21 protein-coding genes, 2 tRNA genes and 3 pseudogenes are annotated in these 24,023 nt (G+C 62.2%); 11 read left to right on the top strand and 15 right to left on the bottom strand.

The window, feature by feature from the left end; translation table 11 throughout:
* Positions 1 to 3: 3 nt before the first annotated feature.
* Positions 4 to 5,499, bottom strand: coding sequence for a trifunctional serine/threonine-protein kinase/ATP-binding protein/sensor histidine kinase (locus IRZ56_RS02175; RefSeq protein ID WP_196143413.1), 5,496 nt, complete (start codon positions 5,497 to 5,499; stop codon positions 4 to 6).
* A gap of 68 nt (positions 5,500 to 5,567) precedes the next feature.
* On the bottom strand, positions 5,568 to 6,230 hold the full coding sequence (locus tag IRZ56_RS02170) for a response regulator transcription factor (protein WP_196143412.1): 663 nt from the start codon (positions 6,228 to 6,230) through the stop codon (positions 5,568 to 5,570).
* Between the two features lie 345 nt (positions 6,231 to 6,575).
* Here IRZ56_RS02170 and IRZ56_RS23380 point away from each other — a divergent pair.
* Positions 6,576 to 6,935, top strand: a pseudogene (locus IRZ56_RS23380) (DJ-1/PfpI family protein); the annotation flags it as partial.
* Here the strand turns inward: IRZ56_RS23380 and IRZ56_RS02165 are convergent.
* A complete protein-coding gene (locus IRZ56_RS02165; RefSeq protein WP_230386021.1) occupies positions 6,904 to 7,389 on the bottom strand; it encodes a hypothetical protein in 486 nt (161 codons plus the stop codon). The pseudogene IRZ56_RS23380 and the gene IRZ56_RS02165 overlap by 32 nt on opposite strands.
* A 285-nt stretch (positions 7,390 to 7,674) precedes the next feature.
* Here IRZ56_RS02165 and IRZ56_RS02160 point away from each other — a divergent pair, with 285 nt between their 5' ends.
* From IRZ56_RS02160 to IRZ56_RS02145, 4 genes are all read left to right on the top strand, one after another.
* Positions 7,675 to 8,064 (top strand): response regulator transcription factor, encoded by a 390-nt coding sequence (locus IRZ56_RS02160; RefSeq protein ID WP_230386020.1) that lies wholly within the window; start codon positions 7,675 to 7,677, stop codon positions 8,062 to 8,064.
* Between the two features lie 283 nt (positions 8,065 to 8,347).
* On the top strand, positions 8,348 to 9,550 hold the full coding sequence (locus tag IRZ56_RS02155; protein ID WP_196143411.1) for an NAD(P)/FAD-dependent oxidoreductase: 1,203 nt from the start codon (positions 8,348 to 8,350) through the stop codon (positions 9,548 to 9,550).
* 80 nt (positions 9,551 to 9,630) lie between these two features.
* Positions 9,631 to 10,554, top strand: coding sequence for an MBL fold metallo-hydrolase (locus IRZ56_RS02150; RefSeq protein WP_196143410.1), 924 nt, complete (start codon positions 9,631 to 9,633; stop codon positions 10,552 to 10,554).
* Positions 10,555 to 10,873: 319 nt separating this feature from the next.
* On the top strand, positions 10,874 to 12,316 hold the full coding sequence (locus IRZ56_RS02145; protein WP_196143409.1) for a catalase: 1,443 nt from the start codon (positions 10,874 to 10,876) through the stop codon (positions 12,314 to 12,316).
* A 362-nt stretch (positions 12,317 to 12,678) separates the two neighbouring features.
* On the opposite strand, the gene IRZ56_RS02140 is transcribed toward IRZ56_RS02145, so the two are convergent.
* The 8 genes and pseudogenes from IRZ56_RS02140 to IRZ56_RS02105 all read right to left on the bottom strand — a co-directional run bounded on the left by IRZ56_RS02140 (position 12,679) and on the right by IRZ56_RS02105 (position 16,072).
* The gene (locus IRZ56_RS02140) at positions 12,679 to 12,840 is read right to left on the bottom strand and encodes a hypothetical protein (protein ID WP_196143408.1); all 162 of its coding nucleotides are present in this window, start codon (positions 12,838 to 12,840) and stop codon (positions 12,679 to 12,681) included.
* A pseudogene (locus tag IRZ56_RS23375) lies at positions 12,825 to 13,085 on the bottom strand (autotransporter domain-containing protein); the annotation flags it as partial. The pseudogene IRZ56_RS23375 and the gene IRZ56_RS02140, both read right to left, overlap by 16 nt.
* Positions 13,063 to 13,344: pseudogene (locus IRZ56_RS23370) on the bottom strand (autotransporter outer membrane beta-barrel domain-containing protein); the annotation flags it as partial. The pseudogenes IRZ56_RS23375 and IRZ56_RS23370, both read right to left, overlap by 23 nt.
* Positions 13,257 to 13,490 (bottom strand): hypothetical protein, encoded by a 234-nt coding sequence (locus tag IRZ56_RS23365; RefSeq protein ID WP_196143602.1) that lies wholly within the window; start codon positions 13,488 to 13,490, stop codon positions 13,257 to 13,259. The pseudogene IRZ56_RS23370 and the gene IRZ56_RS23365, both read right to left, overlap by 88 nt.
* A gap of 16 nt (positions 13,491 to 13,506) precedes the next feature.
* A complete protein-coding gene (locus IRZ56_RS23360; RefSeq protein WP_419183245.1) occupies positions 13,507 to 13,764 on the bottom strand; it encodes a hypothetical protein in 258 nt (85 codons plus the stop codon).
* A 52-nt stretch (positions 13,765 to 13,816) separates the two neighbouring features.
* Complete coding sequence (locus tag IRZ56_RS02115; RefSeq protein ID WP_196143406.1) at positions 13,817 to 14,167, bottom strand: hydroxyisourate hydrolase; 351 nt, start codon at positions 14,165 to 14,167, stop codon at positions 13,817 to 13,819.
* Positions 14,164 to 14,673 (bottom strand): nucleoside deaminase, encoded by a 510-nt coding sequence (locus tag IRZ56_RS02110; protein WP_196143405.1) that lies wholly within the window; start codon positions 14,671 to 14,673, stop codon positions 14,164 to 14,166. Before IRZ56_RS02110 ends, IRZ56_RS02115 begins: the two co-directional genes overlap by 4 nt.
* 58 nt (positions 14,674 to 14,731) lie before the next feature.
* Positions 14,732 to 16,072, bottom strand: coding sequence for a nucleobase:cation symporter-2 family protein (locus IRZ56_RS02105; protein WP_196143404.1), 1,341 nt, complete (start codon positions 16,070 to 16,072; stop codon positions 14,732 to 14,734).
* 247 nt (positions 16,073 to 16,319) lie between these two features.
* Here IRZ56_RS02105 and IRZ56_RS02100 point away from each other — a divergent pair, with 247 nt between their 5' ends.
* Together IRZ56_RS02100 and IRZ56_RS02095 are read left to right on the top strand one after the other, a co-directional pair.
* Positions 16,320 to 17,234 carry a LysR family transcriptional regulator gene (locus tag IRZ56_RS02100; RefSeq protein WP_196143403.1) on the top strand — a complete coding sequence of 305 codons (915 nt, stop codon included), beginning with the start codon at positions 16,320 to 16,322 and terminating at the stop codon, positions 17,232 to 17,234.
* Positions 17,235 to 17,271: 37 nt separating this feature from the next.
* Positions 17,272 to 17,661 (top strand): ArsB/NhaD family transporter, encoded by a 390-nt coding sequence (locus IRZ56_RS02095; RefSeq protein WP_196143402.1) that lies wholly within the window; start codon positions 17,272 to 17,274, stop codon positions 17,659 to 17,661.
* Here the strand turns inward: IRZ56_RS02095 and IRZ56_RS02090 are convergent.
* Positions 17,656 to 17,732, bottom strand: a tRNA-Val gene (locus tag IRZ56_RS02090). The genes IRZ56_RS02095 and IRZ56_RS02090 overlap by 6 nt on opposite strands.
* A gap of 221 nt (positions 17,733 to 17,953) precedes the next feature.
* Here IRZ56_RS02090 and IRZ56_RS02085 point away from each other — a divergent pair.
* The 3 genes from IRZ56_RS02085 to arsJ all read left to right on the top strand — a co-directional run bounded on the left by IRZ56_RS02085 (position 17,954) and on the right by arsJ (position 20,633).
* Positions 17,954 to 18,310, top strand: coding sequence for a metalloregulator ArsR/SmtB family transcription factor (locus tag IRZ56_RS02085; RefSeq protein ID WP_196143401.1), 357 nt, complete (start codon positions 17,954 to 17,956; stop codon positions 18,308 to 18,310).
* Between the two features lie 88 nt (positions 18,311 to 18,398).
* Complete coding sequence (locus IRZ56_RS02080; protein ID WP_196143400.1) at positions 18,399 to 19,403, top strand: ArsJ-associated glyceraldehyde-3-phosphate dehydrogenase; 1,005 nt, start codon at positions 18,399 to 18,401, stop codon at positions 19,401 to 19,403.
* Positions 19,404 to 19,412: 9 nt separating this feature from the next.
* Positions 19,413 to 20,633: an organoarsenical effux MFS transporter ArsJ gene (gene arsJ / locus IRZ56_RS02075; RefSeq protein WP_196143399.1), complete on the top strand. Its 1,221-nt coding sequence runs from the start codon at positions 19,413 to 19,415 to the stop codon at positions 20,631 to 20,633.
* 141 nt (positions 20,634 to 20,774) lie between these two features.
* On the opposite strand, the gene IRZ56_RS02070 is transcribed toward arsJ, so the two are convergent.
* Together IRZ56_RS02070 and IRZ56_RS02065 are read right to left on the bottom strand one after the other, a co-directional pair.
* On the bottom strand, positions 20,775 to 21,383 hold the full coding sequence (locus IRZ56_RS02070) for a TonB-dependent siderophore receptor (RefSeq protein WP_230386029.1): 609 nt from the start codon (positions 21,381 to 21,383) through the stop codon (positions 20,775 to 20,777).
* Between the two features lie 263 nt (positions 21,384 to 21,646).
* Positions 21,647 to 21,723: transfer RNA gene (locus IRZ56_RS02065), tRNA-Val, on the bottom strand.
* 204 nt (positions 21,724 to 21,927) lie between these two features.
* Between IRZ56_RS02065 and IRZ56_RS02060 the strand changes: the two genes are divergently transcribed.
* Positions 21,928 to 23,211: an NAD(P)/FAD-dependent oxidoreductase gene (locus tag IRZ56_RS02060; protein ID WP_196143398.1), complete on the top strand. Its 1,284-nt coding sequence runs from the start codon at positions 21,928 to 21,930 to the stop codon at positions 23,209 to 23,211.
* Positions 23,212 to 23,329: 118 nt separating this feature from the next.
* Here IRZ56_RS02060 and IRZ56_RS02055 read toward each other — a convergent pair whose 3' ends face one another.
* Positions 23,330 to 24,004, bottom strand: coding sequence for a peptidase C39 family protein (locus tag IRZ56_RS02055; protein WP_196143397.1), 675 nt, complete (start codon positions 24,002 to 24,004; stop codon positions 23,330 to 23,332).
* Positions 24,005 to 24,023 lie beyond the last annotated feature (19 nt).

Here is a 24,023-nt window from a genome sequence, read left to right as displayed (position 1 = left end):
TTTTCAGGCGTCTTTTACGGGATGCACAGGCAAGGTGAACTGCACCACCGCACCACGCGGCTGATTGGCGCTGGCCCAGAGTCGGCCACCATGGCTGTCTATGATCGAGCGGCAGATCGACAGGCCCATGCCCATACCGGTGGCCTTGGTGGTGTAGAACGGGGCGAAGAGCAGGTCCGCATTGCTCTCGGCGAATCCCGGCCCGCTGTCGCACACCCTCACTCGCACACCATTTTTGTCGTACTCGGAGCTGACCAGCAGGTGGCGCTCGCCGGCGGGCACACTGCCCATGGCTTCCAGGGCATTGACGATCAGGTTGAGCATCACCTGCTGCAGCTCGACCCGGTCGCCCTCCACTTCCGGCAGGCCGTCGGCGAGTCTGACGCACACCACGGCGCCGCACTTGGCCGCCTCGCCACGGGTAAACTCGATCATCTCGCGCAGCGCCGCACTGACGTCCACGGGTTGCTTCTGCGGCGGGGTCTTGCGGATCAGCTGGCGGATGCGTCCCAGCACCTCGGCGGCTCGGTTGGCGTCCTTGATGATGCGCCCAAGCACTTGGCTGACCTCGCCCAGCTCCGGCGGCTGCGCACTCAGCCAGCGCAAGGCAGCATTGGCATTGGTCACCGTGGCGGCAATCGGCTGGTTCACCTCGTGGGCGATGGACGCCGCCAGTTGGCCCATGGTCGCCACGCGGTTGGCGTGTGCCAGTTCCGTCTGCACCTCGCGATAGCGCCGTTCGCCCTCGCGCACGCGCTCCTCGGCCTGCTTGCGCTCGGTAAGATCGAGCACGAAGGCCACGCCCTCCTGCAGGCTGGCTTCGAAGGCCGCCAGGCCGACGATCACCGGCACGCGGCTGCCATCCTTGCGGATATATTCCTTCTCGAAGGGCTGCGCATGCCCGGTTCGAATGGCCGTGGCGAGATGCGCCTGACTCAACGCCAGAGATTCCGGTGGCGTTATGTCATGCCAGCGCACGCGGCCGGAAAGCAGGTCGTCACGCTCGTAGCCGACCATGCGCAGAAAGGCGTCGTTGGCTTCGGCTATCTCGCCTCCGGCGCCCCAGACGATGATGCCGATGATATTGGCGTCCACCAACCGGCGAATCTTCGCCTCGCGCTCGGCGGCGTCGCGATACAGGCGCGCGTTCTCCAGCGATGTCGCCGCCTGTGAGGCCAGCAGTCGCAGCACGGCAATCCGCGTCGGGCTGAACACGCCGGCCGAGAGGTTGTTCTCCAGGTACAGCGCGCCGGTGAGCTTGGCCTGGTTCATCAGCGGCATGCAGAGAATCGAACGCGCGCTGTGCTGGCGGACATAGGGGTCGGTGGTGAGGGCCGGCTCGGCCATAGCGTCTTCCAGACACAAGCTCTCGCCGGTGCGCAGCACCTGGTAGAGCACCGTTTCGGCCAGCGCCGCCGCACTGATCGGTTCGTTGCACAGCAACATCGCGCCATCGCCGACGGTCGCCAGAGCCGCTATGCGGGGCTCGCCCGCTTCGGCGAGAACCAGCACGCCGCGCTCGGCGCCAGCCTGCTCGATGGCCGTGCGCATCACCATGTCGATCAGTTTCTCCAGGACTATTTCCCCCGAGGCGGCCTGGGACACCTTTAGTACCGTGGCCAGGTCTAGGTGTTCCACCGGGGTGGCGATGGTCGCGGTCGGGCCTGGCGCGGGCTCCTCGTTGCACAAGTAGCGATGGCGCCCCTCAAGTTGTCGCACCTTGCCGTAGGCGCCCCAGCGCAGGTAGCCGTAACGCGCGTCCTGCAGGTAGACGCGGGCGATCTTGGCCAGGCCGCGTGCACCGTAAAAGCGCCCCGCCAGCTCGTTGGCCAGCGCCTCGACCTGCACGAAGCCGTTGCCCTGAGCCTGCTGGATGGCTTCTTCGTAGAGCAGCTCGGCCTCGACCAACCGCCCTTCGACGCGGGCGATTTCTGCGCCAACCAACGTCCCCCGGCAGGCAAAGGATTCGGCGCACTGCTGCGCCCACTCCTGCAACTTCGCGTGATGTCCGGCCAGCTCCCGCAGAATGCCGGGCTGCTCACCGACCTCGATCGCATCGAAGCCGGCTGCCAGGGTCAGTGCCGCATGGAAGTGGTATTCGGCCTCCTCGGTGAAAGACTCCACTACCCACAGCAGCGCCTTCGCCCGCGCCACACAGTGCATGGCCGACGCGTGATCGCCCGCCATGCAGCGCGCCTGCAGCTTGCGTATCCAGTACTTGGCCGCTGCCAGCGCCAGGCCCGGCGTGCTGTCCAGGTGCGCTTCGAAACGCGCCTCGTCGAACAGCTCATCGTCGAAACAACCAAAGGTCGGGGTCTGCCCTCGCAGCGTGCGGATCAGCGCCAGCTGCGTGCTGATGAAATCCACCACCAGGCCGAAGCGCACCTTCTGCGCATAGGCCAGGCCCTGCCCAGCCTCCTCATGCACCTGCGCCAGCGGCTCGCCGAGGAACAGTACATCGGCGATATGGCCATTGCCGGCATAGGCGGCGTAAGCCAGGTCGCCGACGCGGTTGGCCGCGACGAAAGCCCGGCGCAGCAGTTCCCGGCACTCGCGCACCGGACGCATCCAGCGCGCCACGAACATCGAGAAGCACAGGTAGGTGCGCGCCTCATGGCGATTCAGGCCGCGCCGATCGACCAGATCGCAGCCCAGGCGGCCAAAGCGGTAGCCGGCTTCGTAATCACCGAAGCGGCGGCCAGCGACGCGCCCGACATTTGCATACAGCATGCAGGAGGCGTCGCAATTGCCCCGCTCGAGGCTCAAGCTGACAGCCTTGCAGACGGTCAGGCTGGCCAGGTTGGCGTTACTCTGCAACGCCGGGGCGAACAGCTTGCCGAGGGCATCGAGAGTGGCCAGGGACGCAGCATCCTCCATCAGCGGCAGGTCGATCAGCTGTTCGATCCTGCGCTTGCCCAGCTGCGTCCAGATCTGCTGGTATTCCACGCGCACCTGCTCGTCATCCGGGTGCGCCGACCAGTGGATGCCGACCGCCTCCAGGTAGGCCAGGCACACGGCGACCGCCCTGTCGCTGCGGTCCTGCAGCAGGCATACGTCCATCTGCAGGCAGGCGACTGCCGCCTGCTCCACCGTGGTAATGGCGCGTGGCGTCAGCGCGATGAGACGCTGGTCGGCCTGCGCCAGCTGGCCCGTAAGGAATTCGCACTCGGCACGATTGAGTTCCAAGGCGAAGCACAGGTCGTGACGGCGCTCCCAGCAGTCGCCGCTGAGCAGTTCCGCCCCAGCACCCAGGTAGGCGAGCGCCGAGCTATAGGCACTGGAAGCCTTGGCACGTTGCCCAGCCAGCAGGTTGTATTCGGCCAGTTGCTCCCGCTCAGCGCGGGCCTCGATCAGCCTGGCGCCGCGATTGAGCTGGCCGACGATCTCGAAGATCGCCTCTTCGCGCCGCTGCGCCGGGGTCTGCTCGGCCAGTAGGCGGCCGATGCGCAGGTGCGCTCCGGCACGGGCTCCCTCGGCAATCAGCGAGTATGCCGCCTCATGGATGCGGTCATGGGCGAACGCGCACGCGCCCTCCTGACGTTCCACCAATTCCTGGCGAACCGCCGGCCAGAGTATCGAGTGGACCTTCGCAGACGGCAGGTTGAGCACGGTCGCCAGGGTATCGATTTGTGCCATGTTGCCGAGACAGGCGAGCTGCTGCAGGGCCTTGAGGGTTTGCAGCGGCAGGCGCGCGAGTTTGCCGACCATGAGGTCGACGACATTGTCGGTGAAGCCCTTTTCGTGGATGCGCTCCGGTTCCCAGCGCCAGCGCCGGGCCTCGTGGTCGTAGGTCAGCAACTCTTCCTCGGCCAGCGCCTGGAGAAACTGGATGACGAAGAACGGGTTGCCCGCGGTCTTGTCCTGCACCAGCCGGGCCAGCGCGACGATACTCGGCGGCGGGCAGCGCAGGGCCTCGGCGATCAACTGCTCGATATGCGCGCGAGCCAGCGGCGCCAGGCGTATCTCATCGATGCGCACACCGGCCTGGCGGATGGCCTGCAGCTTACGCGTCAACGGATGGCTGGCGTCCACCTCGTTGTCGCGGTAGGCGCCCACCAGCATCAGGTGGCGCAGCTCCGAATGGGTCAGCAGGTCTTCCAGTAGGTCGAGGGTCGCTGCATCCAGCCATTGCAGGTCGTCGAGGAACAGCGCCAGCGGGTGATCGGCACGGGCGAACACGCCGATAAAACGGTGGAACACCAACAGGAAGCGGCGCCGGGCCTGCTGCGGCTCCAGCTCGGGTACCGCCGGCTGGTCGCCGATTATCAGCCGCAGCTCGGGAATCAGGTCGGTGATCAACCGCGCATTGGGCTCCAGCGCCTCCAGCAGCGCGCTGCGCCAGCCTTCTAGCACGTCGCCGCTCTTGCCCAGCAACGTGCGCACCAGCCCCTGAAAAGCCTGCACCAGCGTCGAGTAGGGAATGTCGCGCTTGTACTGGTCGAACTTGCCGGAAGCAAACAACCCGCGCGGCGGCACCAGCACCTTGTGCAATTCGTTGACCACCGAGGACTTGCCGATCCCGGAGTAGCCTGACACCAGCACCAGCTCGGGCGTGCTGCTGGTGACGATGCGCGCAAAGGCCTCGACCAGCACCTTGACTTCATGCTCGCGGCCATAGAGTTTCTCGGGTACCAACAGGCGGTCCGGCGTGCCCTGCTCATCAGGAGTGAAGGACATGATTTGCCCTTCTCGCTGCCAGTCAGCCAGGCATCGACGCAGGTCGTGCTCGAGGCCGGCGGCGCTCTGATAGCGCTCCTCGGCGGTCTTGGCCAGCAACTTGAGGACGATCTGCGAGAGCATCGGTGGCATGCCGGCAACCCGTTCGCCGGGCGGCAGCGGCTTGCGCGCGATGTGACAATGGACCCATTCCATCGGGTCGCTGGCGGTGAACGGTAGCGTACCGGTGAGCATCTGGTAGAGGACCACGCCGAAGGCATAGAGGTCGCTGCGCGAGTCGACGGAGCGGTTCATCCGCCCGGTCTGCTCCGGCGCCATGTAGGCCAGGGTGCCGGCGATGGTCTCTGGCGGCTCGGGCGCCTGGCGCTCGCGCGGCAACCGCGAGGCCAGGCCGAAGCCGGTCAGGCGCGCCTGGCCATCGGTGCAGTTTACCTGGATGTGATTGGGCTTGAGGTCCTTGTGCACCAGGCCGCGCTGGTGCAATTGGCGCAGCGCCACGGCGATGTCCACGGCCAGGCGCAAGCAGGTGCCGGTTTCCAGCGGTTGTCGCAGCAGGCGTGACAGCGGTTCGCCGCCGGGGTCATCGAGCAGCAGGCGGGTCTTGCCACCATCGCGGTGCAAAGCCTGCGGACGCAGTGCCCAGGCACTGTGCAGTTCGTCACGCAGGTTGTACTCATGGGCCAGCCGTTCCAGCGTGGAGGGCGAAGGATGCTCGGCGGCGGGACGCACCAGCAGCACGCTGGCGCTATCATCGCCGGCGGAGCGAGCGCGGCAGAACACCCGCTCACCGTCGTTCCACAGGATCTTCTGTTTGCTGGCCATCGGCTCGACAACCTCTAAGGGGGGTCTGCTGCCCCCGAGCGGCGGTCAGCGACTGTCTTGCAATCGGTTCAGGTCGTCCGCTGCAACGGCTCGACGCCCAGGGCCTCGGCCTTACGCACCAGATCGGCGACCGAGCGTGCGGCCAGCTTCTTCATCACCTGGCCGCGGTGCACCTTCACGGTCACCTCGCTGAGGTTGAGCTCGGCGGCGATCTGCTTGTTCATCAACCCCGCCACGACGAAGCGCAGCACTTCGCGCTCACGCAGGGTCAGCGCCTCGAACGCCTGGCGCAGCGCCGCGCCGGACTGTTCGGCCCGCAAACGCTCACCGTCCCGGACCAGGGCACTTGCCACCGCGTCGAGCATGTCCTGATCGCGGAAGGGCTTGGCCAGGAAGTCCACAGCGCCGGCCTTCATGGCCTTCACCGTCATGGCAATATCTCCGTAGCCGGTCATGAACACGATGGGCATCCGCACCCCGCTTTTCTCCATCTGCTCCTGAAAGGCCAAGCCGCTTTCGCCTCGCAGGCGCACGTCGAGAACCAGGCAACTGGGCACGTCACACCGGACAAAGGAGAGAAAGCTCTGGGTGGAATCAAAGGAGTGCACCTGCAGACCAATGGAACGCAGCAGGCCATCGAGGGCGAGGCGCATGGACTCGTCGTCATCGACCACATATACCACAGGTTCCTTCGCGTCTTGCGGCGGATTGGAATGCGCCGATGCGCTCATCTTGCCTCCTTGAGGGACCACGACACGCGCAGTGTGCAGGTCTAAAATTCTAGTCCATGATGGGGCTCACGACAAAACGCCAGCCCAGTGGTCATGGGGCCCGATGCGGTGCCCGCCGACTCTGCCATGGCGCGCACCTCGCCGCTACTGGGAGCAAGGCTAGCCTGGCGAAGCGAAGCGCCGCCAGGCCAAAAACCCCTGAATATCGGCCACGTGTGGCGCTTGACGCGCCCGGCCACGGTCTTTAATCCACCTGACCAGGCAGAACCCCGATGGCAAGCACCCTTTGTTCTTCCTTACCCGTTTCCGGCGACAACAGCGATCACTTTGGCACAACGCCCCCTGGTGAGCACCGTCGAAGGACTGTGGGTGAATACAATTCTCTGGCTGAACTCGACCTCGCCGATGTCGATACTCTGGTCGTTCCAGGGGCCCTGGACATCTGTGAAACCCTCGACGACCACGGCGAACTGGCGGCCTAGCTGAGCCAAGCGGCGCCCAGAGTGCGACGGGTTGCCTCGGTGTGCAGCGGCCCCTTCCTGCTGGCCAAGGCCGGGCTGCTTGACGGCTGCCGCGCCGCGACACGACACCCTGCAACAGCACTTCCCGGCTCAGGAGGTGGATGCCGACGCGATCTTCATCCAGCAGGGCGCGGTCTGGACGTTGGCAGGCGTCACTGCCGGCATCGACCTGGCACTAGCGTTGCCCGCGCCTGAGGTTTCGCCGACGAGGAGCGGCTGCGCAGCCAGCACTCGCGCGGGTCGGCATGACTGGTGCTACGCCAGGCCATGGAAAGGTCCGGGCTCGACAGCGGCAGCGGTGCGTATTCGGCGCGCAAGCCTGTGACCGGCGCCATCGCCTGCCCCACATAGTCGGGCACGGTGGCGAGCACGTCGCTGCCGGCCATCAGCGCCGGCAAGGCGCTGAACTGCGGCACCGCAAGCACCAGCCTGCGCTGCCGGTCATGGCTGGCCAGCGCACGATCGACATCATCGGTCACCCAGCTCAGGGCCATGGCGATGCCTTCTAGGGCTGGCCCCACGCGCTCATGGATTTCTTTGGCCCGCGCGGTGGGCTCCATGGATCTGCCGCTGCGGATGAACAGCGGGACCTCGAACATCGTGCGCAGACCCGCCTGGGTCACGTTGCGCTCTCGCATCGCTGCGCCCGCTCAATTATCCAGGCTTTCGAGGTGATGGCAGGTTATTCAGGTGAATCTTCGAGTCAGTTGTACATGGATGCAATATCGCCACGCGTTGGTTATCCGCACCAATACTTGGGTACAGTTCGTAAAAAAGGATCGCCGCAAATATCATTACCCTCAGACCGGCAGTGGTAATTTCCATACGCCGGTGTTGCCAGACTATACCTAGGTATACTTCTCCGACTTGTTCGAAGGCGTATCGTGAAAGTAAGGCCGGCACCGCCGCGAGTGCCCCACAGGATGCAACAAACGCAAATGCGCAATAAGGCTATCATTGCAATTGTCGACGACGATGAATCCCTTCGCATCGCGCTGGAAGGCCTACTGCGCGCTACCGGTTACCTGGCGCGCACTTATAGCGGCGCCCGCGAATTCCTTGATTCCGATGGCCCGCAACTGGCCAACTGCCTGATCTCCGATATCCAGATGCCTGGAATGTGTGGTGTGGCGCTCTACGAGGCTCTGCGTACCCGGGGCGTGAACATTCCGGTGATTTTCATGACGGCCTACCCTGGCGAAAGGCCACGGATCAGTGCGGACATGCCCGGCGTGATTGCCTGTTTGCCCAAACCTTTCGAAGCAGAACAGTTGCTCGACAGCATCGAAACCGCGCTCCAGCAGTACTCATGAATTTCCGACCGGGTACTGCCCGCCGAACGACAGCCAGACAATGAACTGTTCAAGTTCCATATCGATACCTTCGTATAATCCCCTTCCACACATGCGTAATTCCCAAACACCGATGTAGAAGTGCGCCAGCACTTTATTCTCCGTAGCATGGATTTACAGCGGACGACTGCAGAAAACAACGCGAGCCGCAATCTGCGCCCGCGTCAGCGTCACGCCGAACTTGAAACACGAACTTGAAGCAGTTATTTCAAGACAATTCATCCATTCGAGTCAGGAGTACATCATGAAACAGCAACTTCTGGTTATTGGCGCGGGCTTCGGTGGACTGTGGAGCGCTCTGAGCGCCGCCCGCCTGCTGGACATGCACGGCCGCAATGATGTGGAGATCACCCTGCTGGCGCCGCAGGCCGAACTGCGCATCCGCCCGCGTTTCTACGAACCCGATGTGCACAGCATGTTCGCTCCGCTGGCCGAGTTGTTCGAGGCCGTGGGCGTGTGCTTCGTCAAGGGTACCGCCGAGAGCATCGACGAGCAGACCCGCAAGGTTGGCTACCGCGACGAAACGGGCCGCACTGGCAGGCTGAGCTACGACCGCCTGGTGCTGGCCAGCGGCAGCCAGCTGTCCCGCCCGCCTGTACCGGGCCTGAAGGAATATGCCTTTGATGTCGACCAGATCGAATCGGCGGCGCGACTGGAAAGCCATCTGATGTCGCTGCGTAACAAGCCAGCCAGCCGCGCACGCAATACCGTGGTCATCGCCGGAGGCGGCTTCACCGGTATCGAGACCGCCACCGAAATGCCGGCCCGCCTGCGCGCGGTGCTGGGCGAAGACCAGGATGTACGGGTGATCATCGTTGATCGCGGCGAACGCATCGGTGCGGTGATGGGCGATGGCATCCGTCCGTCCATCATCGAAGCCTCCGACAGCCTGGGGATCGAATGGATTACCGGTGCCACGGTCTCCGCCGTAGACGCCAACGGCGTCACCCTCGCCGATGGCCGCCACATCGAGAGCCACACGGTTATCTGGACTGTCGGCTTCCGCGCCAGTCCACTGACCGAACAACTGAATGCCGAGCGCGACGGCCAGGGCCGCCTGCACGTGGACGGCAACCTCAAGGTACGCGGGCTGAACAACGTCTTCGCCGCGGGCGACGTGGCCTACGCGGCCACTGACGAGATCGGCAACTTCGCAGTGATGTCCTGCCAGCACGCCATCAGCCTAGGTCGCCATGCCGGCAACAACGCCGCCGCCGACCTGCTGGGCATCGAGCCAACCCAGTACCGCCAGCCCAAGTACGTGACCTGCCTGGACCTGGGCGCCTGGGGCGCCGTTTACACCGAGGGTTGGGACCGCCAGCTGAAACTGGTCAAGGCCGAGGCCAAGGAACTCAAGACGCAGATCAACACCGTGTGGATTTACCCGCCGGCCGCCGACCGCCGCGCCGCCCTTGCCGCTGCCGACCCGCTGATCCCCGTGGCCTGATCGCCGCACCTGCAATCTCTCCTCCGGACAGGAGTGCGATTCGCCTGATGGCGCTACCCAAAAGCAACAGGAGAACGACCATGACCATGCACCTCAATACCTTCGCTCAGCCAGACACCTCCACCCCGGCCCAGGAACTGGTGCCTTCGCGCTATGCCCTGCGCGTCGGCGAAATCGACGTGCTGGTGGTCAGCGATGGTGTGCTGCCGCTGCCGACCGAAACCATGTCGACCAATGCCACCCCGGAAGAACGCGCGGCGTGGTTCAAGGGCATGTACCTAGGCCCTGACATGTTCGACTGGGCGCTGAACGTGCTGGTGGTGCGCAGCGGCAAGCATACAATCCTGGTCGATGCCGGCCTGGGCAACCAGTTCCCCGGTTTCCCCCGCGCCGGGCAGTTCCCCAGGCGCCTGAAGGACGCCGGCATCGAGCTGTCATCGATCACCGATATCGTGATCACCCACATGCACATGGACCATATCGGCGGGTTGCTCACCGACACAGTGAAGAACGGCCTGAGCCCGGACGTGCGCATCCACGTCACGTCGGCCGAGGTCGACTTCTGGAAGATCCCCGACTTCAGCCTGACCGAAATGCCGCAGCCTGTGCCGGATGTTTTGCGGCGCACGGCCAATGAATTCATGGCGCATTACCACAACCGGCTACATATCTTCGAAGACGAGTACCAGGTTGCGCCGGGCGTGGTGGCGAAGCTTACGGGCGGCCACACCCCCGGACATTGCATCGTCTACGTCGATTCCGCGGGCGAGCGCCTGACCTTCGCTGGCGACGCGCTGTTCCCGGTGGCCTTCGACCATCCGGAGTGGCACAACGGCTTCGAGCATGATCCGGAGGAGTCAGTTCACGTCAGAGTGCGCTTGCTACAGGAAGCCGCATCGAGCGGCGAAATTTTCGTTGCAACTCACCTGCCATTCCCTTCGGTTGGACGCGTGGCGTTGGATGGCGATGCTTTCCGCTGGATTGCGGCTTACTGGGACTATTGATTGATCGAAGTCAGGCCTGCGTCCTGCATCGCCTCCTACGGAGACTTGGTGCGCAGGCCTGCCAAAAGCCAAAGACTGCTTCCAGTCTGCGGCTTTCGGTCGCGTCTGGGAGGCAGGCAGCTAATGGCAACCTTTGCATCGAAGCCACGTCGCGCTTCGCCGTCGAGCTCTGTTACCACGGAATCCTGGCGCGCGATGTCACCACGGCCTTCACCGCGGAGACTTTGCACGCCGCCCATGAAATCAACGGGCAACCTTTGCCCGCGCCATTGTCGCGACCAGCGAGCTGCTTGGTGAACTGATTTGAGGAGTAACCCTGATGTCGAAGAACAAACTGACCAACGCCGTCGGCGCGCCTGTCGTCGACAATAACAATACCCAGACCGCCGGGCCGCGCGGCCCTGCTCTGCTGCAGGATGTGTGGCTCTTGGAGAAACTCGCCCACTTCGACCGCGAGGTGATACCCGAGCGACGCATGCACGCCAAAGGCTCAGGCGCCTACGGCACCTTCACTGTCACCCATGACATCAGCCGCTACACCCGCGCGGCATTGTTCTCGCAGATCGGCAAGCAGACCGAGATCTTTGTGCGTTTCTCCACCGTCGCCGGCGAGCGCGGTGCGGCGGATGCCGAGCGCGACATCCGCGGCTTCGCCATCAAGTTCTATACCGAGCAGGGCAACTGGGACTTGGTGGGCAATAACACCCCGGTATTCTTCCTGCGCGACCCGCTCAAGTTCCCCGACCTCAACCACGCGGTGAAGCGCGACCCGCGCACCGGCATGCGCAGCGCACAGAACAACTGGGATTTCTGGACCAGCCTACCGGAGGCGCTGCACCAGATCACCATCGTCATGAGCGATCGCGGCATTCCCGACGGTTACCGCCACATGCACGGGTTCGGCAGCCACACCTATAGTTTCATCAACGCCGCCAACGAACGGCACTGGGTCAAGTTCACCTGGAAGAGCCAACAGGGCATCCGCAACCTGTCCGACGCCGAGGCCGGGCAAGTAATTGCCGGCGACCGCGAAAGCAGCCAGCGCGACCTGTACGACAACATCGAGCAGGGCAACTTCCCGCGCTGGACCTTCTACGTGCAGGTGATGCCGGAGAAAGACGCCAGCAGCTACACGATCAACCCCTTCGACCTGACCAAGGTCTGGCCACACAAGGACTATCCGCTGATCGAGGTCGGCGTTCTGGAAATCAATCGCAATCCGGAGAACGTCTTCGCCGAGGTCGAGCAAGCCGCCTTCAACCCGGCCCATGTGGTGCCCGGCATCGGCTTCTCGCCGGACAAGATGCTGCAGGGCCGGCTGTTCTCCTATGGCGATGCGCAGCGCTACCGGCTTGGCATTAACCACACGCATATTCCGGTCAATGCGCCGCGCTGCCCGTTCCACAGCTACCACCGCGACGGCCAGATGCGCGTCGACGGTAACCAGGGCGCGCGCCTGGCCTATGAGCCAAACAGCTACGGCGAGTGGGCCGATCAGTCGGAGTACGCCGAACCGCCGCTAAGCTTGGAAGGTGCCGCCGATCACTGGAACCACCGTGCCGACGAGGACTACTACTCGCAGCCCGCCGCGCTGTTCCGCCTGATGTCGCCGGCGCAGCAGCAGGCGTTATTCGATAACACGGCGCGGGCAATCAGAGGGGCTGCTCATGAGGTTATCGAACGGCATATTAACAATTGCAGCAAAGCTGATCCGGCCTATGGCGCCGGGGTTGCCGAGGCCATCGAGCGCCTCGCTCAGTAGCCATATATCCCTTGCATGAGGCGTCGCAGTGTGCCCCTCATGCTTTTTTCGATCCTAGGCACATAGGATTGGGGCGCCGCATTAGGCCGGTAGCTGCCTTCCACCAATGGCCGCTCTGGATCGATAACAGCCCTCCAAGTAGGGTTGCTACCGACCCAGATCTGTCATCGCGACGGGCAGCCGACAGCCAGAAGCACGCCCATCTAGGTTTCTGCCGTTTACCACATCACACGTATGCCAACCTTAGCGCCCAACGAGTGGCTGTTGCCGAAGTCCTGCAGACTGGCACGGCCCAGCAGCTCGCCGAACAGCATAGAGCGGTCGTCATCCCAGTTCAGCGATGCACCGGCGCCCAAACCGCCCTACAGCGCCTGCTCTTCGCTTTTCACGTGCAGATCCTCTACATCCGCGGAGGTACCATTTGCAAAGTCGTAATACAGGTTGGTGATGCCGTAGAGATGCATGCGGTTGGTCTTGCCGTTATCAGCCTTCCACTGCGTTTCACGGTCTAGGGAAATACCCATGCGCGAGACCACGCTGTCGCCATTATCGTGGGAGACTCCTTCGCCCCGTACTGGTCGGTGAACGAGTCGAAGCGCACCTGCGACCAGCTCAGTTGAGCTTGCGGCGTGACCGACCAGATGTCGTTCAGCGCCAGGCGATGGCCAATCTCGATGCTGGCGGCGATACCGTTGCCCCGGTTTCCGCTCTCCAGTTTCTTGCTCAACTGCGACGAGCGCAGCTCGCTATCGTACCAACTCAGCGTCGCCTGGCCATCGACCTAGGTACCGTCGTTGCCGCACCAGGTGGCCGCGCCGCCGCGGAGGTGTGATTGGCGGAGTCACGGGCGGAGTGACCGGGGGATCAACCGGAGGCGTCACCGGCGGAGTCGGGTTTTCCAGCGAAGAGCGCAAATACCAATTGCCGTCGTTGGAGGCGGTCACACCGTTCTGGTACAGGCGATAGGCGTAAGCGCCCGCCACGATGGCCGGTTGGCCCTGGTAGGTGTAGTTGCCGGCCAGGGTGAAAAGACCGTTGGAAGGGCCCTAAACCTCGATGATCTTGATGCCCTCCACCGTTTGGGCACCTGCCCCGCCAACGTCCCGGCCTGCACCAGGGCATCGCCCATGAAGGTCGAGCTGTGGCCGCTCAGAGTCAGGATGCCGTCCCCCAGCTTGTTGAGGGATGAGCTACCCTAAAATGCGGTGGGGAGTCCAGCTCGACCCGGCCCCAGTGATCGTGACTAACCCTCGCCCTCCTACGCCACCACCGAGCAAGGCTTGTTCACTTAGCACCACACCGCCATCGCTGACGGTGAGGGTGCCGCTGCCCAAGTAGCCGATCTGGAAGGTAGGCGGCAGGCCGGTATCAGCACTTGCATCCCAAAGCGATCCGGCCCCCGAAACGATCGCTGTACCGGCACCACCAACGTCAGCGCCTGCATACACACTTCCGACGCTGCGCACCTTACCGCCGTCGGCGATGGTGAGCGTCAGCCTTTCAAGCACCACCCCGGAAACACGAAACACCCCAAGCAGTCAGCTTGAATGGCAGATGGTAATGCTGGCGGGTATCGTCCAAGCCGAATTGGTAAATCAGCACATCAAGGAACGGCACTTCAGGCAACGTCATGCCTTGCGCGCGATAGAAGTCTGCGACTTCTAATCTCACTTCATAACCGCCTTGGGTGAACCGTTCGGCCAGATTACTCAATTCGACCAGCAGGCCATTGGCGGCAATACGACCGGAGCACACCTGCTCGCCATCGGCTCGCCGGACAACGACTCGCAAACCCTCTGCGACTTTACCGCTGGACACATCCACTACGTGGATGGAAACACCGCCCTTCATTTCCAGAAACCGATGTGGGCTTGGGAGGCTTCTGTTTCCAGCATTGGGCCAAATACCGGGATTTGACGCTGGCCACGAGCAAAAACCTCGCGGCAAGGTAGCGAGAACGTAGGATTTTCTGGGTGGTCGCCAGTCAACCCCAACAACGCATGCTCGGACAAGGCATAGACGACTCGACCGATACCGGTCCAATAGATCGCTCCAGCGCACATGCAGCAAGGCTCAGCGCTGGTATAAAGCGTACATTTGGCGAGTGCTTCCGGGGGCAATAATTTTGCAGCCTTGGCTGCCGCAACCAACTCGGCATGCTGGGTTGGATCCCCCTCAGGCGGCATAGAATTATTGCCGGCACTGGCAATTATTTTCCCATCCTGGTCAGCGACCAATGCCGCGAATGGATGGCGGCCACGCGCCTTGGATTCTTCGGCAAGCGTGATCGAGTGGCGCAACAAATCAAAATCACGTTCGGTGACGCCGGCAGGAATAAGCGTGGAAAAAACAGTCATGATGACATCCTTTTATTATTTATAGATGCCCCCTCCCGCCTGGGAGAGGGGATGAAAGTCAGCGTTCCTCAACCAGTTCAGCGTTAGCTGATACTGGCGACGACTGGGTTTGTCGGTTAAGCAGAATGTTCAGGACGATTGCGGTGATCGCTCCGAGGAAGATGCCGCTTTCCAGTATCAGCTTGAGGGTGCCGCTGGCGTGTTCGAACAACGCCGGGAAGGACATCGGCAACACACCTACGCTGACGGATACCGCGACGATGATGCCATTGCGGGTGCCTTCGAATTTCACGCGCGACAACTCTTGAATCCCAGCAACGGTGGTCATACCGAACATCACGATGGCGCAGCCGCCGAGTACCGGAGTCGGCACAGCAGCGATGAGCGCGCCCAGTTTTGGAAACAGTCCCATCACCACCATGATTGCGCCTGCAGAAGCCACTACATAGCGGCTCTTGACGCTAGAGAGCGCAATCAACCCAGTGTTTTGGGTGAAGGCGTTATAGGGAAAGCTGTTGAACACGCCACCGAGCATGGTCGATAGGCCGTCAGCCCGGAAGGCATTGCCCAGCGTCAGTTGGGTGGTCGGTTTGTCGACAAGCTTGCCAATGGCCAAGCAGTTGCCAGTGGTCTCAGCCATGATGACCAGCATCGCCAGCGTCATCACCAAAACGGGCATCAGGGAGAATTCAGGTGCACCCAACGCCATCGGAGGGCTGAGCTCGAACCATGCAGCGGTAGCGACCTGGCTGAAGTTCGTCATGCCGCAGGCTGCCGCAATCACGCTTCCGACGATCAGGCCAAGCAATACGCTGAGGTTGCCGATAAAACCGGAAAATCTGGCGTAGATCACCAGTGTCACCGCCACTGTCGCCACCCCCAGCAGCAAGTTGGCAGGAGCACCAAAATCTTCGGAACCTGGGTTACCACCACCGAGCCAAATCGCCGCAGCAGGCATCAGCGAAATGCCGATAATGGTGATCAAGCTACCGATGACCACTGGCGGAAAGAACCGCAGCAGGCGGCTGAAAATGGGCGCCAGGACGATAGTTATCGCGCCAGCCGCGATCACCGCGCCAAATACTTCGCTGAGCCCAAACTCTTTGCCGATCATGATCATCGGCGCCAAGGCGATGAATGAGCAGCCTTGGATCATTGGCAATCGGGCACCAAACTTCCAGAACCCGAGCGTTTGGATCAGCGTGGCGATCCCGGACGTCAGCAGGTTGGCGTTGATAAGCAGCACGATCTGAGCCGACGTCAGCCCGAGCGCACTGCCCAGAATCAACGGAACGGCCACTGCGCCCGCATACATCACCAGCACATGTTGCAGACCGTAGGTAAACAACTGGCGCAGAGGCAGGACCTCGTCCACCGGGTGTACCCTTTTTATGCTCATGTCGCATGTCTCCTGGAGGTGCAGCGTTATTGTTGTGGGAGCATCCCGGCGGCCGTGAGCGGGGTGCAGGAGCCGGCAGGGACCTACGGGGGTCTAGGGCTATGATTCGGCGCTTCAGACGATAAGACAAATGAGTAGGTATCGATTTCGCCGATGGGTGCTCCACTTGCACAAATCCATGTGTCGCCGCAGGATCAGCCGGCCGGCAAACGCTATCCACCGCCCGGATGATAAAAGGAGCAGGACATTGCGATTTTCTCTGGATCAGCTGCAGATGTTCGTAGAGTCGGTCAAGACAGGTTCATTCTCGGGCGCGGGACGTAAGTTGGGGAAAACTCAATCCACCATCAGCGCCGCAATCGCTAACCTGGAAGCAGATCTCGGCGTAGAGCTTTTCGACCGAACCAGTCGCAACCCAATCCTTACCGTCAGTGGGCAAAAGCTACTGGTTCAAGCCGAATCCGTGCTGGAGCGTTGTTTGACGCTCGAGGCTCATGCCGATTGCCTGTCGGAAACCCTGGGACCCAGTTTGACCTTGGCGATAGAAACACCCTACGGGCCGCTCATCCCGGTACTCAAAGCGTTCGAATCAACCTTCCCTTACGTTGACCTGATTATTCGCCACCCCGTCCACGGTGATGTCAGCGAGCTGGTAGCTCAAGGTGAGGCTGCGCTAGGCGTGGCGTTCTCCCAACCTGGATATCGTCAGGAATTGATGTTTCAGCAGTTAGGCAAATTGATCATGCTGCACGTTTGTCACCCCCAACACCCGTTGGCACAGATGGAATCGGTGACATTCGACGATCTGCATGTGCATCGTCGGCTGGCGTTCACCGCACATGCCAGCAAGCTACCCAGCAGCGAGTATTTGCGCTCGACTCAGCTGTGGCAGGCGGAGAGTTATCTGGCTTTAGTGGAAATGGTTCGAGCCGGCTTTGGGTGGACGACCTTGCCTCGTCAGTTGATTCAACGTGAGCTGGCGCGGGGTGAATTGGTGGAGCTTCAACTTTCGGCATATCCCCATACAGACTGGCAGATCGGAGTGGATCTGCTGTGGTCCCGTCAACGCCCGCTGGCAAAGGCCGAGCAATGGTTGCGGGCGCGGCTGCAAGCCAACAAAGTGTTCGAGCTCGATCGCAATGGACAAACGACGACATTGTGAGCCATTCCATTCATAGCAGGCGTACAACCCAGGCTGCTTGCACAAAATATCCTCCCCGAGCGAGATTTCATACTGGTCGCCATCGCTGTCTTCGTGTCCACCCTCATTTTGGTCATCTGGCAGCCGAAGGGCTTGGATCGGCTGGAGCGCTGCGTTAGATGCAGTCATTGCCCTGGCTCGGTGCAGTTTCCATGCACGACACTCCAACCGTGTGGGCCATTGTCTGGAACGCCACCGCGCTTTCATTGCCGTCATCATCAGCCTACTGCTGGATGAAGCCGGTTACTTCGAATGGGCCGCGCTGCACGCAGCGCGCTGGGCCAACGGCCATGTTCGCGGTCAGCATCACCGCCTGGAAAACAAAAAAAAGGGCGACCCTTCCGGATCGCCCTCTTTTTGCCCGAAAAACGGGACTTTTATTTGGTAGGCACAATTGGACTCGAACCAACGACCCCCACCATGTCAAGGTGGTGCTCTAACCAACTGAGCTATGTGCCTGTCGTGTGGCGCGCATATTAAGGGGGATACAGGTACCTGTAAAGCGTTTTTTTCAAAAAAATCAAAAACTTTGCACCCACGCCTCGCCCCGGCTGGACAAGGCTTGAGGCCAGCGCATCATGACTTTCCAGTACATTCGAAAAACCGTATATTCGGAAAACCACATGCATGTACCCCATCCCGCTCTCGCGTCGCATGAAGACCGAACTTCGAGAACCACCATGGCTGAGCCACTGACGCCGACCAAAGTCTTCAAATGCCTGGCCGATGAAAACCGCGCGCGCATGATGCTGCTGATCGCTCGCGAACAGGAGCTGTGCGTCTGCGAACTGGTCTGTGCCCTGGATGAAAGCCAACCCAAGGTTTCCCGACACCTAGCGCAACTCCGTACCTGCGGCCTGCTGGAAGACCGCCGGCAAGGCCAATGGGTCTACTACCGGCTGCATCCCGAACTGCCCGCCTGGATACGCGAGCTCCTGTCGACGACGCTTGAAGCCAACAGCCAATGGCTAGGAATAAGCGCCAGACGATTGGAGCGGATGGGTGACCGCCCCCAACGCCTTGCCAGCTGCTGCTGACAGCGCCGGCAACCGATCATTTCCCCTTGCCAGGCCATCGCTCGACACCGCCCGGCATGCTCGCCAACCGCCACCTGAGAGCAAGCACATGACAATCAAAGTAGGCATCAACGGATTTGGCCGTATCGGTCGCCTGGCGCTGCGCGCGTCCTGGGAATGGCCGGAATTTGAATTCGTGCAGATCAACGACCCGGTCGGCGATGCCCAGACTCACGCCCACCTGATCAACTTCGACTCGGTCCATGGGCGTTGGCACCGTCAGGCGAGCGCCGAAGGCGATTCGATGGTCATCGATGGCAAGCGCATCAAGGTCACCGCGAACAAGGCGATCGCCGACACCGACTGGTCGGGCTGCGACCTGGTCATCGAGGCCAGCGGCAAGATGAAGTCGGTCGCTGTGCTCCAGGCCTATCTGGATCAGGGCGTCAAACGTGTGGTGGTCTGCGCCCCGGTAAAGGAGAAAGGTGCACTGAACGTCGTGATGGGGGTTAACCAGCACCTGTTCGACCCAGCGCAGCACCGTATCGTCACCGCTGCGTCCTGCACCACCAACTGCCTGGCCCCGGTGGTCAAGGTGATCCACGAAGGCCTGGGCATCCGCCATGGCTCGATCACGACCATCCATGACCTGACCAATACTCAAAGCATCCTGGACACACCGCACAAGGACCTGCGCCGCGCTCGTGCTTCGGGCATGAGTCTGATCCCGACCACCACGGGCTCGGCGACTGCGATCGCCGAGATCTTCCCCGAGCTGCGCGGCAAGCTGAACGGTCACGCCGTGCGCGTACCGCTGGCCAACGCCTCGCTGACCGACTGCGTGTTCGAAGTGGAACGCAAGACCACGGCTGAGGAGGTCAACGCGCTGCTCAAAGCGGCTGCCGAAGGGCCGCTGAAGGACATCCTGGGCTACGAAGAACGCCCACTGGTGTCCATCGACTACCGCACCGATCCGCGGTCCTCGATCATCGATGCGCTATCGACCCTGGTGGTCAGCGGCACCCAGGTGAAGATCTACGCCTGGTACGACAACGAGTGGGGTTACGCCAACCGCGCGGCGGAATTGGCCCGGTTGGTCGGTGCAGCGGAGTAACCGGTGATCATGAAGGCATTGTCAGACCTGCCTGCCCCTGTACGCCAGTACCTGCTGGTGACCGGCAACTACTGGGCCTTCACCCTCACCGACGGTGCCTTGCGCATGTTGGTGGTATTGCACTTCCATACGCTGGGCTACACGCCGCTGCAAATCGCAGCGCTGTTCCTGTTCTATGAAGTGTTCGGGGTGATCACCAACTTGGTGGGCGGCTACCTCGGCGCCCGGCTGGGGCTCAACCGCACCATGAACATCGGTTTGGCCATGCAGGTGCTGGCTTTGCTGATGCTCACGGTGCCGGCTGCCTGGCTGACGGTTCCCTGGGTCATGGCAGCCCAGGCGTTGTCCGGCATCGCCAAGGACCTGAACAAGATGAGCGCCAAGAGCACCATCAAACTCCTGGTGCCGGACAGCCAGCAAGGCACCCTCTACAAATGGGTTGCCATCCTGACGGGCTCGAAAAACGCGCTCAAGGGCGTGGGCTTTTTCCTCGGCGGCGCCCTGCTGGCATTGCTCGGCTTCACCGTCGCGGTGCTACTGATGGCAATGGTGTTGGCATTGATCTGGATCGGCAGTGTAGTCCTGCTGAAAAAGGAACTGGGCAAAGCCAAGGCCAAGCCGAAGTTCCGCGACATGCTGTCCAAAAGCCGGGCGATCAATATCCTTTCGGCGGCACGCCTGTTTCTCTTCGGCGCCCGCGATGTGTGGTTCGTCGTCGCGCTGCCGGTGTACCTGAGCACCGTGTTCGGCTGGGACTTCTGGCTGGTCGGCGGCTTTCTGGCAGCCTGGATCATCGGTTACGGTATCGTCCAGTCACTTGCCCCCTACGTCACCGGCAAGCAGCGTGGCCATGTGCCCGACGGCCGAGCAGCCTTCATCTGGGCCATTGCCCTGGCCGGATTGCCCGCACTGATTGCGCTGGGACTGGCTGCCGGCTGGTCGGCTCAGATGGTGTTACTCGGCGGGCTGATGCTTTTCGGCGTGCTGTTCGCGGTGAACTCGTCGCTGCACAGCTATCTGATCGTCAGCTACGCCAAGGAAGACGGCGTATCGCTGGACGTCGGCTTCTACTACATGTCCAACGCGCTGGGGCGACTGGTGGGTACGCTGCTGTCTGGCTGGATATTCCAAACCCATGGCCTGCAGGCGTGCTTGCTGGTTTCCAGTGTTTTCGTGCTGGCTGGGGCGGTCACTTCCCTGCGCTTGCCCCGGCACACCCAAGCGGTATGAAGATGCGTCCTGAGGTGGACAGATCAGGCCCGGCTCGCTGTCATCCGAGATTTCGGTTAGTTTCCCCGGCGAAAGCATAGGCTTTCACCGGGGAAGCCCGAAAGGCCGCCGATGCAGAAGCGCATGCTGGCGGCAACGGGATTACCAGTTGTAGGTGACGGTCCCGTACACGGTGCGCTGCTGCCCATATTGGCAACCCACGCTGCTGAAGCATCCGGCCACGTAGTCTTCGTCGAACAAGTTGGTGGCGTTCAACGACACCTCCAGTCCATCCAGCGACTTGTCTACCTTGCCCAGGCTGTAGGCCACCAATGCGTCGACCACGGTGTAGCTGTCGACCTTGAAGGTGTTTTCCCGATCGCCATAGGTGCTGCCTACATAGCGGGCGCCGGCGCCCAGGCGCAGGCCTTCGAGCAGGCCACCCTGGAAGGTGTAGTCACCCCAGATCGAGGCCATGTGCTCGGGGATGCGGAATGGCGTGTTGCCTTTGTTGCCGGCTTCCGACTTGGTCACCTCGACATCGTTCCAGGTGTAACTGCCGATCACATTGAAACCCTTGGCGATTTCGGTCTTGCCCTCGAGCTCCACGCCTTGGGAGCGTACCTCGCCTTCCTGGCGGGAGAAGCCGTTGACGCTCTCGGTAGCGTTCTTCTTGGTCAGGTCGAACACCGCCAGGGTATAGAGGCTGTTGGAGCCTGGTGGTTCGTACTTCACGCCCACCTCGTACTGCTTGCCGATTTCCGGCTCCAGTTGCTTGGCGGGTCATGCGCAGTGATCCTTCGGCAGTCTGTACGCGTCAACGAGGTGCACAGAGTACCTGCCCATCCCCACAGGGCGCCAGATGCGTGACAGCCTGGCACTGCGCTGCGATCCGAGCGCGCGCAGCCCCATGTATGGGCATGCAGCAACAGGCGCGAGGCACCATCGGTGAACGCCAGGGCACGGACCAACGACAAAAAAGGGCGACCCTTTCGGATCGCCCTTCTCGTGCCCGGAAACCCGGGACTTTCGTTTGGTAGGCACAATTGGACTCGAACCAACGACCCCCACCATGTCAAGGTGGTGCTCTAACCAACTGAGCTATGTGCCTGTCGATGTGGGCGCATTCTACGCGTTCCAAAATGGCTGTCAACTGTTTTTTTCGCGCTAACCCACTGAATCCTAAAACTATTTACCAAAAGACACCTACACGGAGGCGGAGTAAAGGATTTTCAACGGACGACTAGCGGGTGTTTATTATTATTGATAGCATCGGTACATTCGTTAAAAATATAAAACACGAGGTTTCCTTAGCATGGCCAACACCCCCTACCCCCAGTCCTACTACGCCGCCTCGGCCAACCCGGTGCCGCCACGTCCGGCGCTGCAGGGTGAGGTGGAGACCGATATTTGCATCATCGGTGCCGGCTACACTGGTCTGTCCAGCGCCCTGTTCCTGCTGGAGAACGGCTTCAAGGTGAGCATCGTCGAAGCGGCCAAGGTCGGCTTCGGCGCGTCGGGTCGCAACGGCGGCCAGATCGTCAACAGCTACAGCCGTGACATCGATGTCATCGAACGCACCGTCGGCCCCAAGCAGGCACAACTGCTGGGCCAGATGGCCTTCGAAGGCGGCCGTATCATTCGTGAGCGCGTGGCTAAGTACAACATCCAGTGCGACCTGAAGGACGGCGGTGTGTTCGCCGCACTCAGCGCCAAGCAGATGGGCCACCTGGAGTCGCAAAAGCGCCTGTGGGAGCGTTTCGGCCACACTCAGCTGGAGCTGATGGACCAGAAGCGCATCCGTGAAGTGGTGGCCTGCGACAACTATGTCGGCGGCATGCTGGACATGAGCGGCGGCCACATCCACCCCCTGAACCTGGCCCTGGGCGAAGCCGCCGCGGTCGAGTCCCTGGGCGGCGTCATCTATGAACAGACCCCGGCCGTGCGCATCGAGCGTGGCGCCAACCCGGTCGTGCACACCCCGCAGGGCAAGGTACGCGCCAAGTTCATCATCGTCGCCGGCAACGCCTACCTGGGCAACCTGGTGCCGGAACTGGCCGCCAAGTCCATGCCATGCGGCACCCAGGTGATCACCACCGAGCCGCTGGGCGAGGAACTGGCCCGCACCTTGCTGCCCCAGGACTACTGCGTCGAGGACTGCAACTACCTACTCGACTATTACCGCCTGACCAGCGACAAGCGCCTGATCTTCGGCGGTGGCGTAGTCTACGGTGCGCGTGACCCGGCGAACATCGAGGCGATCATCCGTCCGAAGATGCTCAAGGCCTTCCCGCAGCTCAAGAACGTGAAGATCGACTACGCCTGGACCGGCAACTTCCTGCTGACCCTATCGCGCCTGCCGCAGGTCGGCCGTATCGGCGACAACATCTACTACTCCCAGGGCTGCTCCGGCCATGGCGTGACCTACACCCACCTGGCGGGCAAGGTGCTGGCCGAGGCCTTGCGTGGCCAGGCCGAGCGCTTCGATGCCTTCGCCGGCCTGCCGCACTACCCGTTCCCGGGTGGCCAGCTGCTGCGCGTGCCGTTCAGCGCGCTGGGTGCCTGGTACTACAGCTTGCGTGACCGCCTGGGTATCTGATGTCGCCTGCCTAGGCCCGATCGCGGGGCAAGCCCGCTCCCACAGACAATGCATAATGATTCGATTTTTGCAGGCCCTTGTGGGAGCGGGCTTGTCCCGCGATGGGGGTCAGCATGGCCTACTGCCCTACGCTGCGAACGGCCTGCTTCGCCGCGATCTCCTGGCCCGCCTTGGCCAGTTCATCGGCAGCCTGCAGCCAGCGCTGCCGGTCCACCTGGGCCGGCAGTTGCCGCGGTGGCTGTACCAGCACCGCCCAGCTTCCCTCCTTCGCCCACGCAGCCTCGAAGTCATCGAACGCCATCAACTGGCGACGCTGCATCCCTGAGCGCAACAGCACCCGCTGTTTGTAGCTGTCATAGCCGATCAGCACCGCATAACGCGGTTCGCTCCACCAGGCCGAGCCCTCTTCGTAGCGCACCAGCACGGGGTTGCCCGCAGCTACCTGGGTGAGCAAGGCTTCCAGACGTTTTTCCAGGGGATAGACCACCATGCCGTATTCACGGGCCACCCTGGGAATGCCCTGCCCCAGCGCATCGGCGCCCTGCGGCAGGTTCAAGGGCTTGTCCAGCAGGCCGGGCGTAACCACCACGCCTTGTTGCGACAGCAGAGCCGCCAGGGCCATGGCGCCGCTGTGGTTGGCCTTGCCGCGGTAGAACGGCATGCTGCTGATCTCGACCCGTTGCGGCAGCCCCTTAGCGGTCGGCGACGGGCTGCCGGCGCAACCGGCCAGGCTGGTGGCGACTAGGCAAGCAGCCAACAGGCAGCGTGTGGAAGTGAAGGTTCGTTGCAACATGGACACTCGCTTGTTCCTC

Source organism: Pseudomonas guariconensis, from assembly GCF_015680235.1.
Taxonomy (GTDB): domain Bacteria; phylum Pseudomonadota; class Gammaproteobacteria; order Pseudomonadales; family Pseudomonadaceae; genus Aquipseudomonas; species Aquipseudomonas guariconensis_A.
Note: the sequence above shows the minus strand (reverse complement) of the source record. Positions and strands in the feature narration are given on the sequence as shown.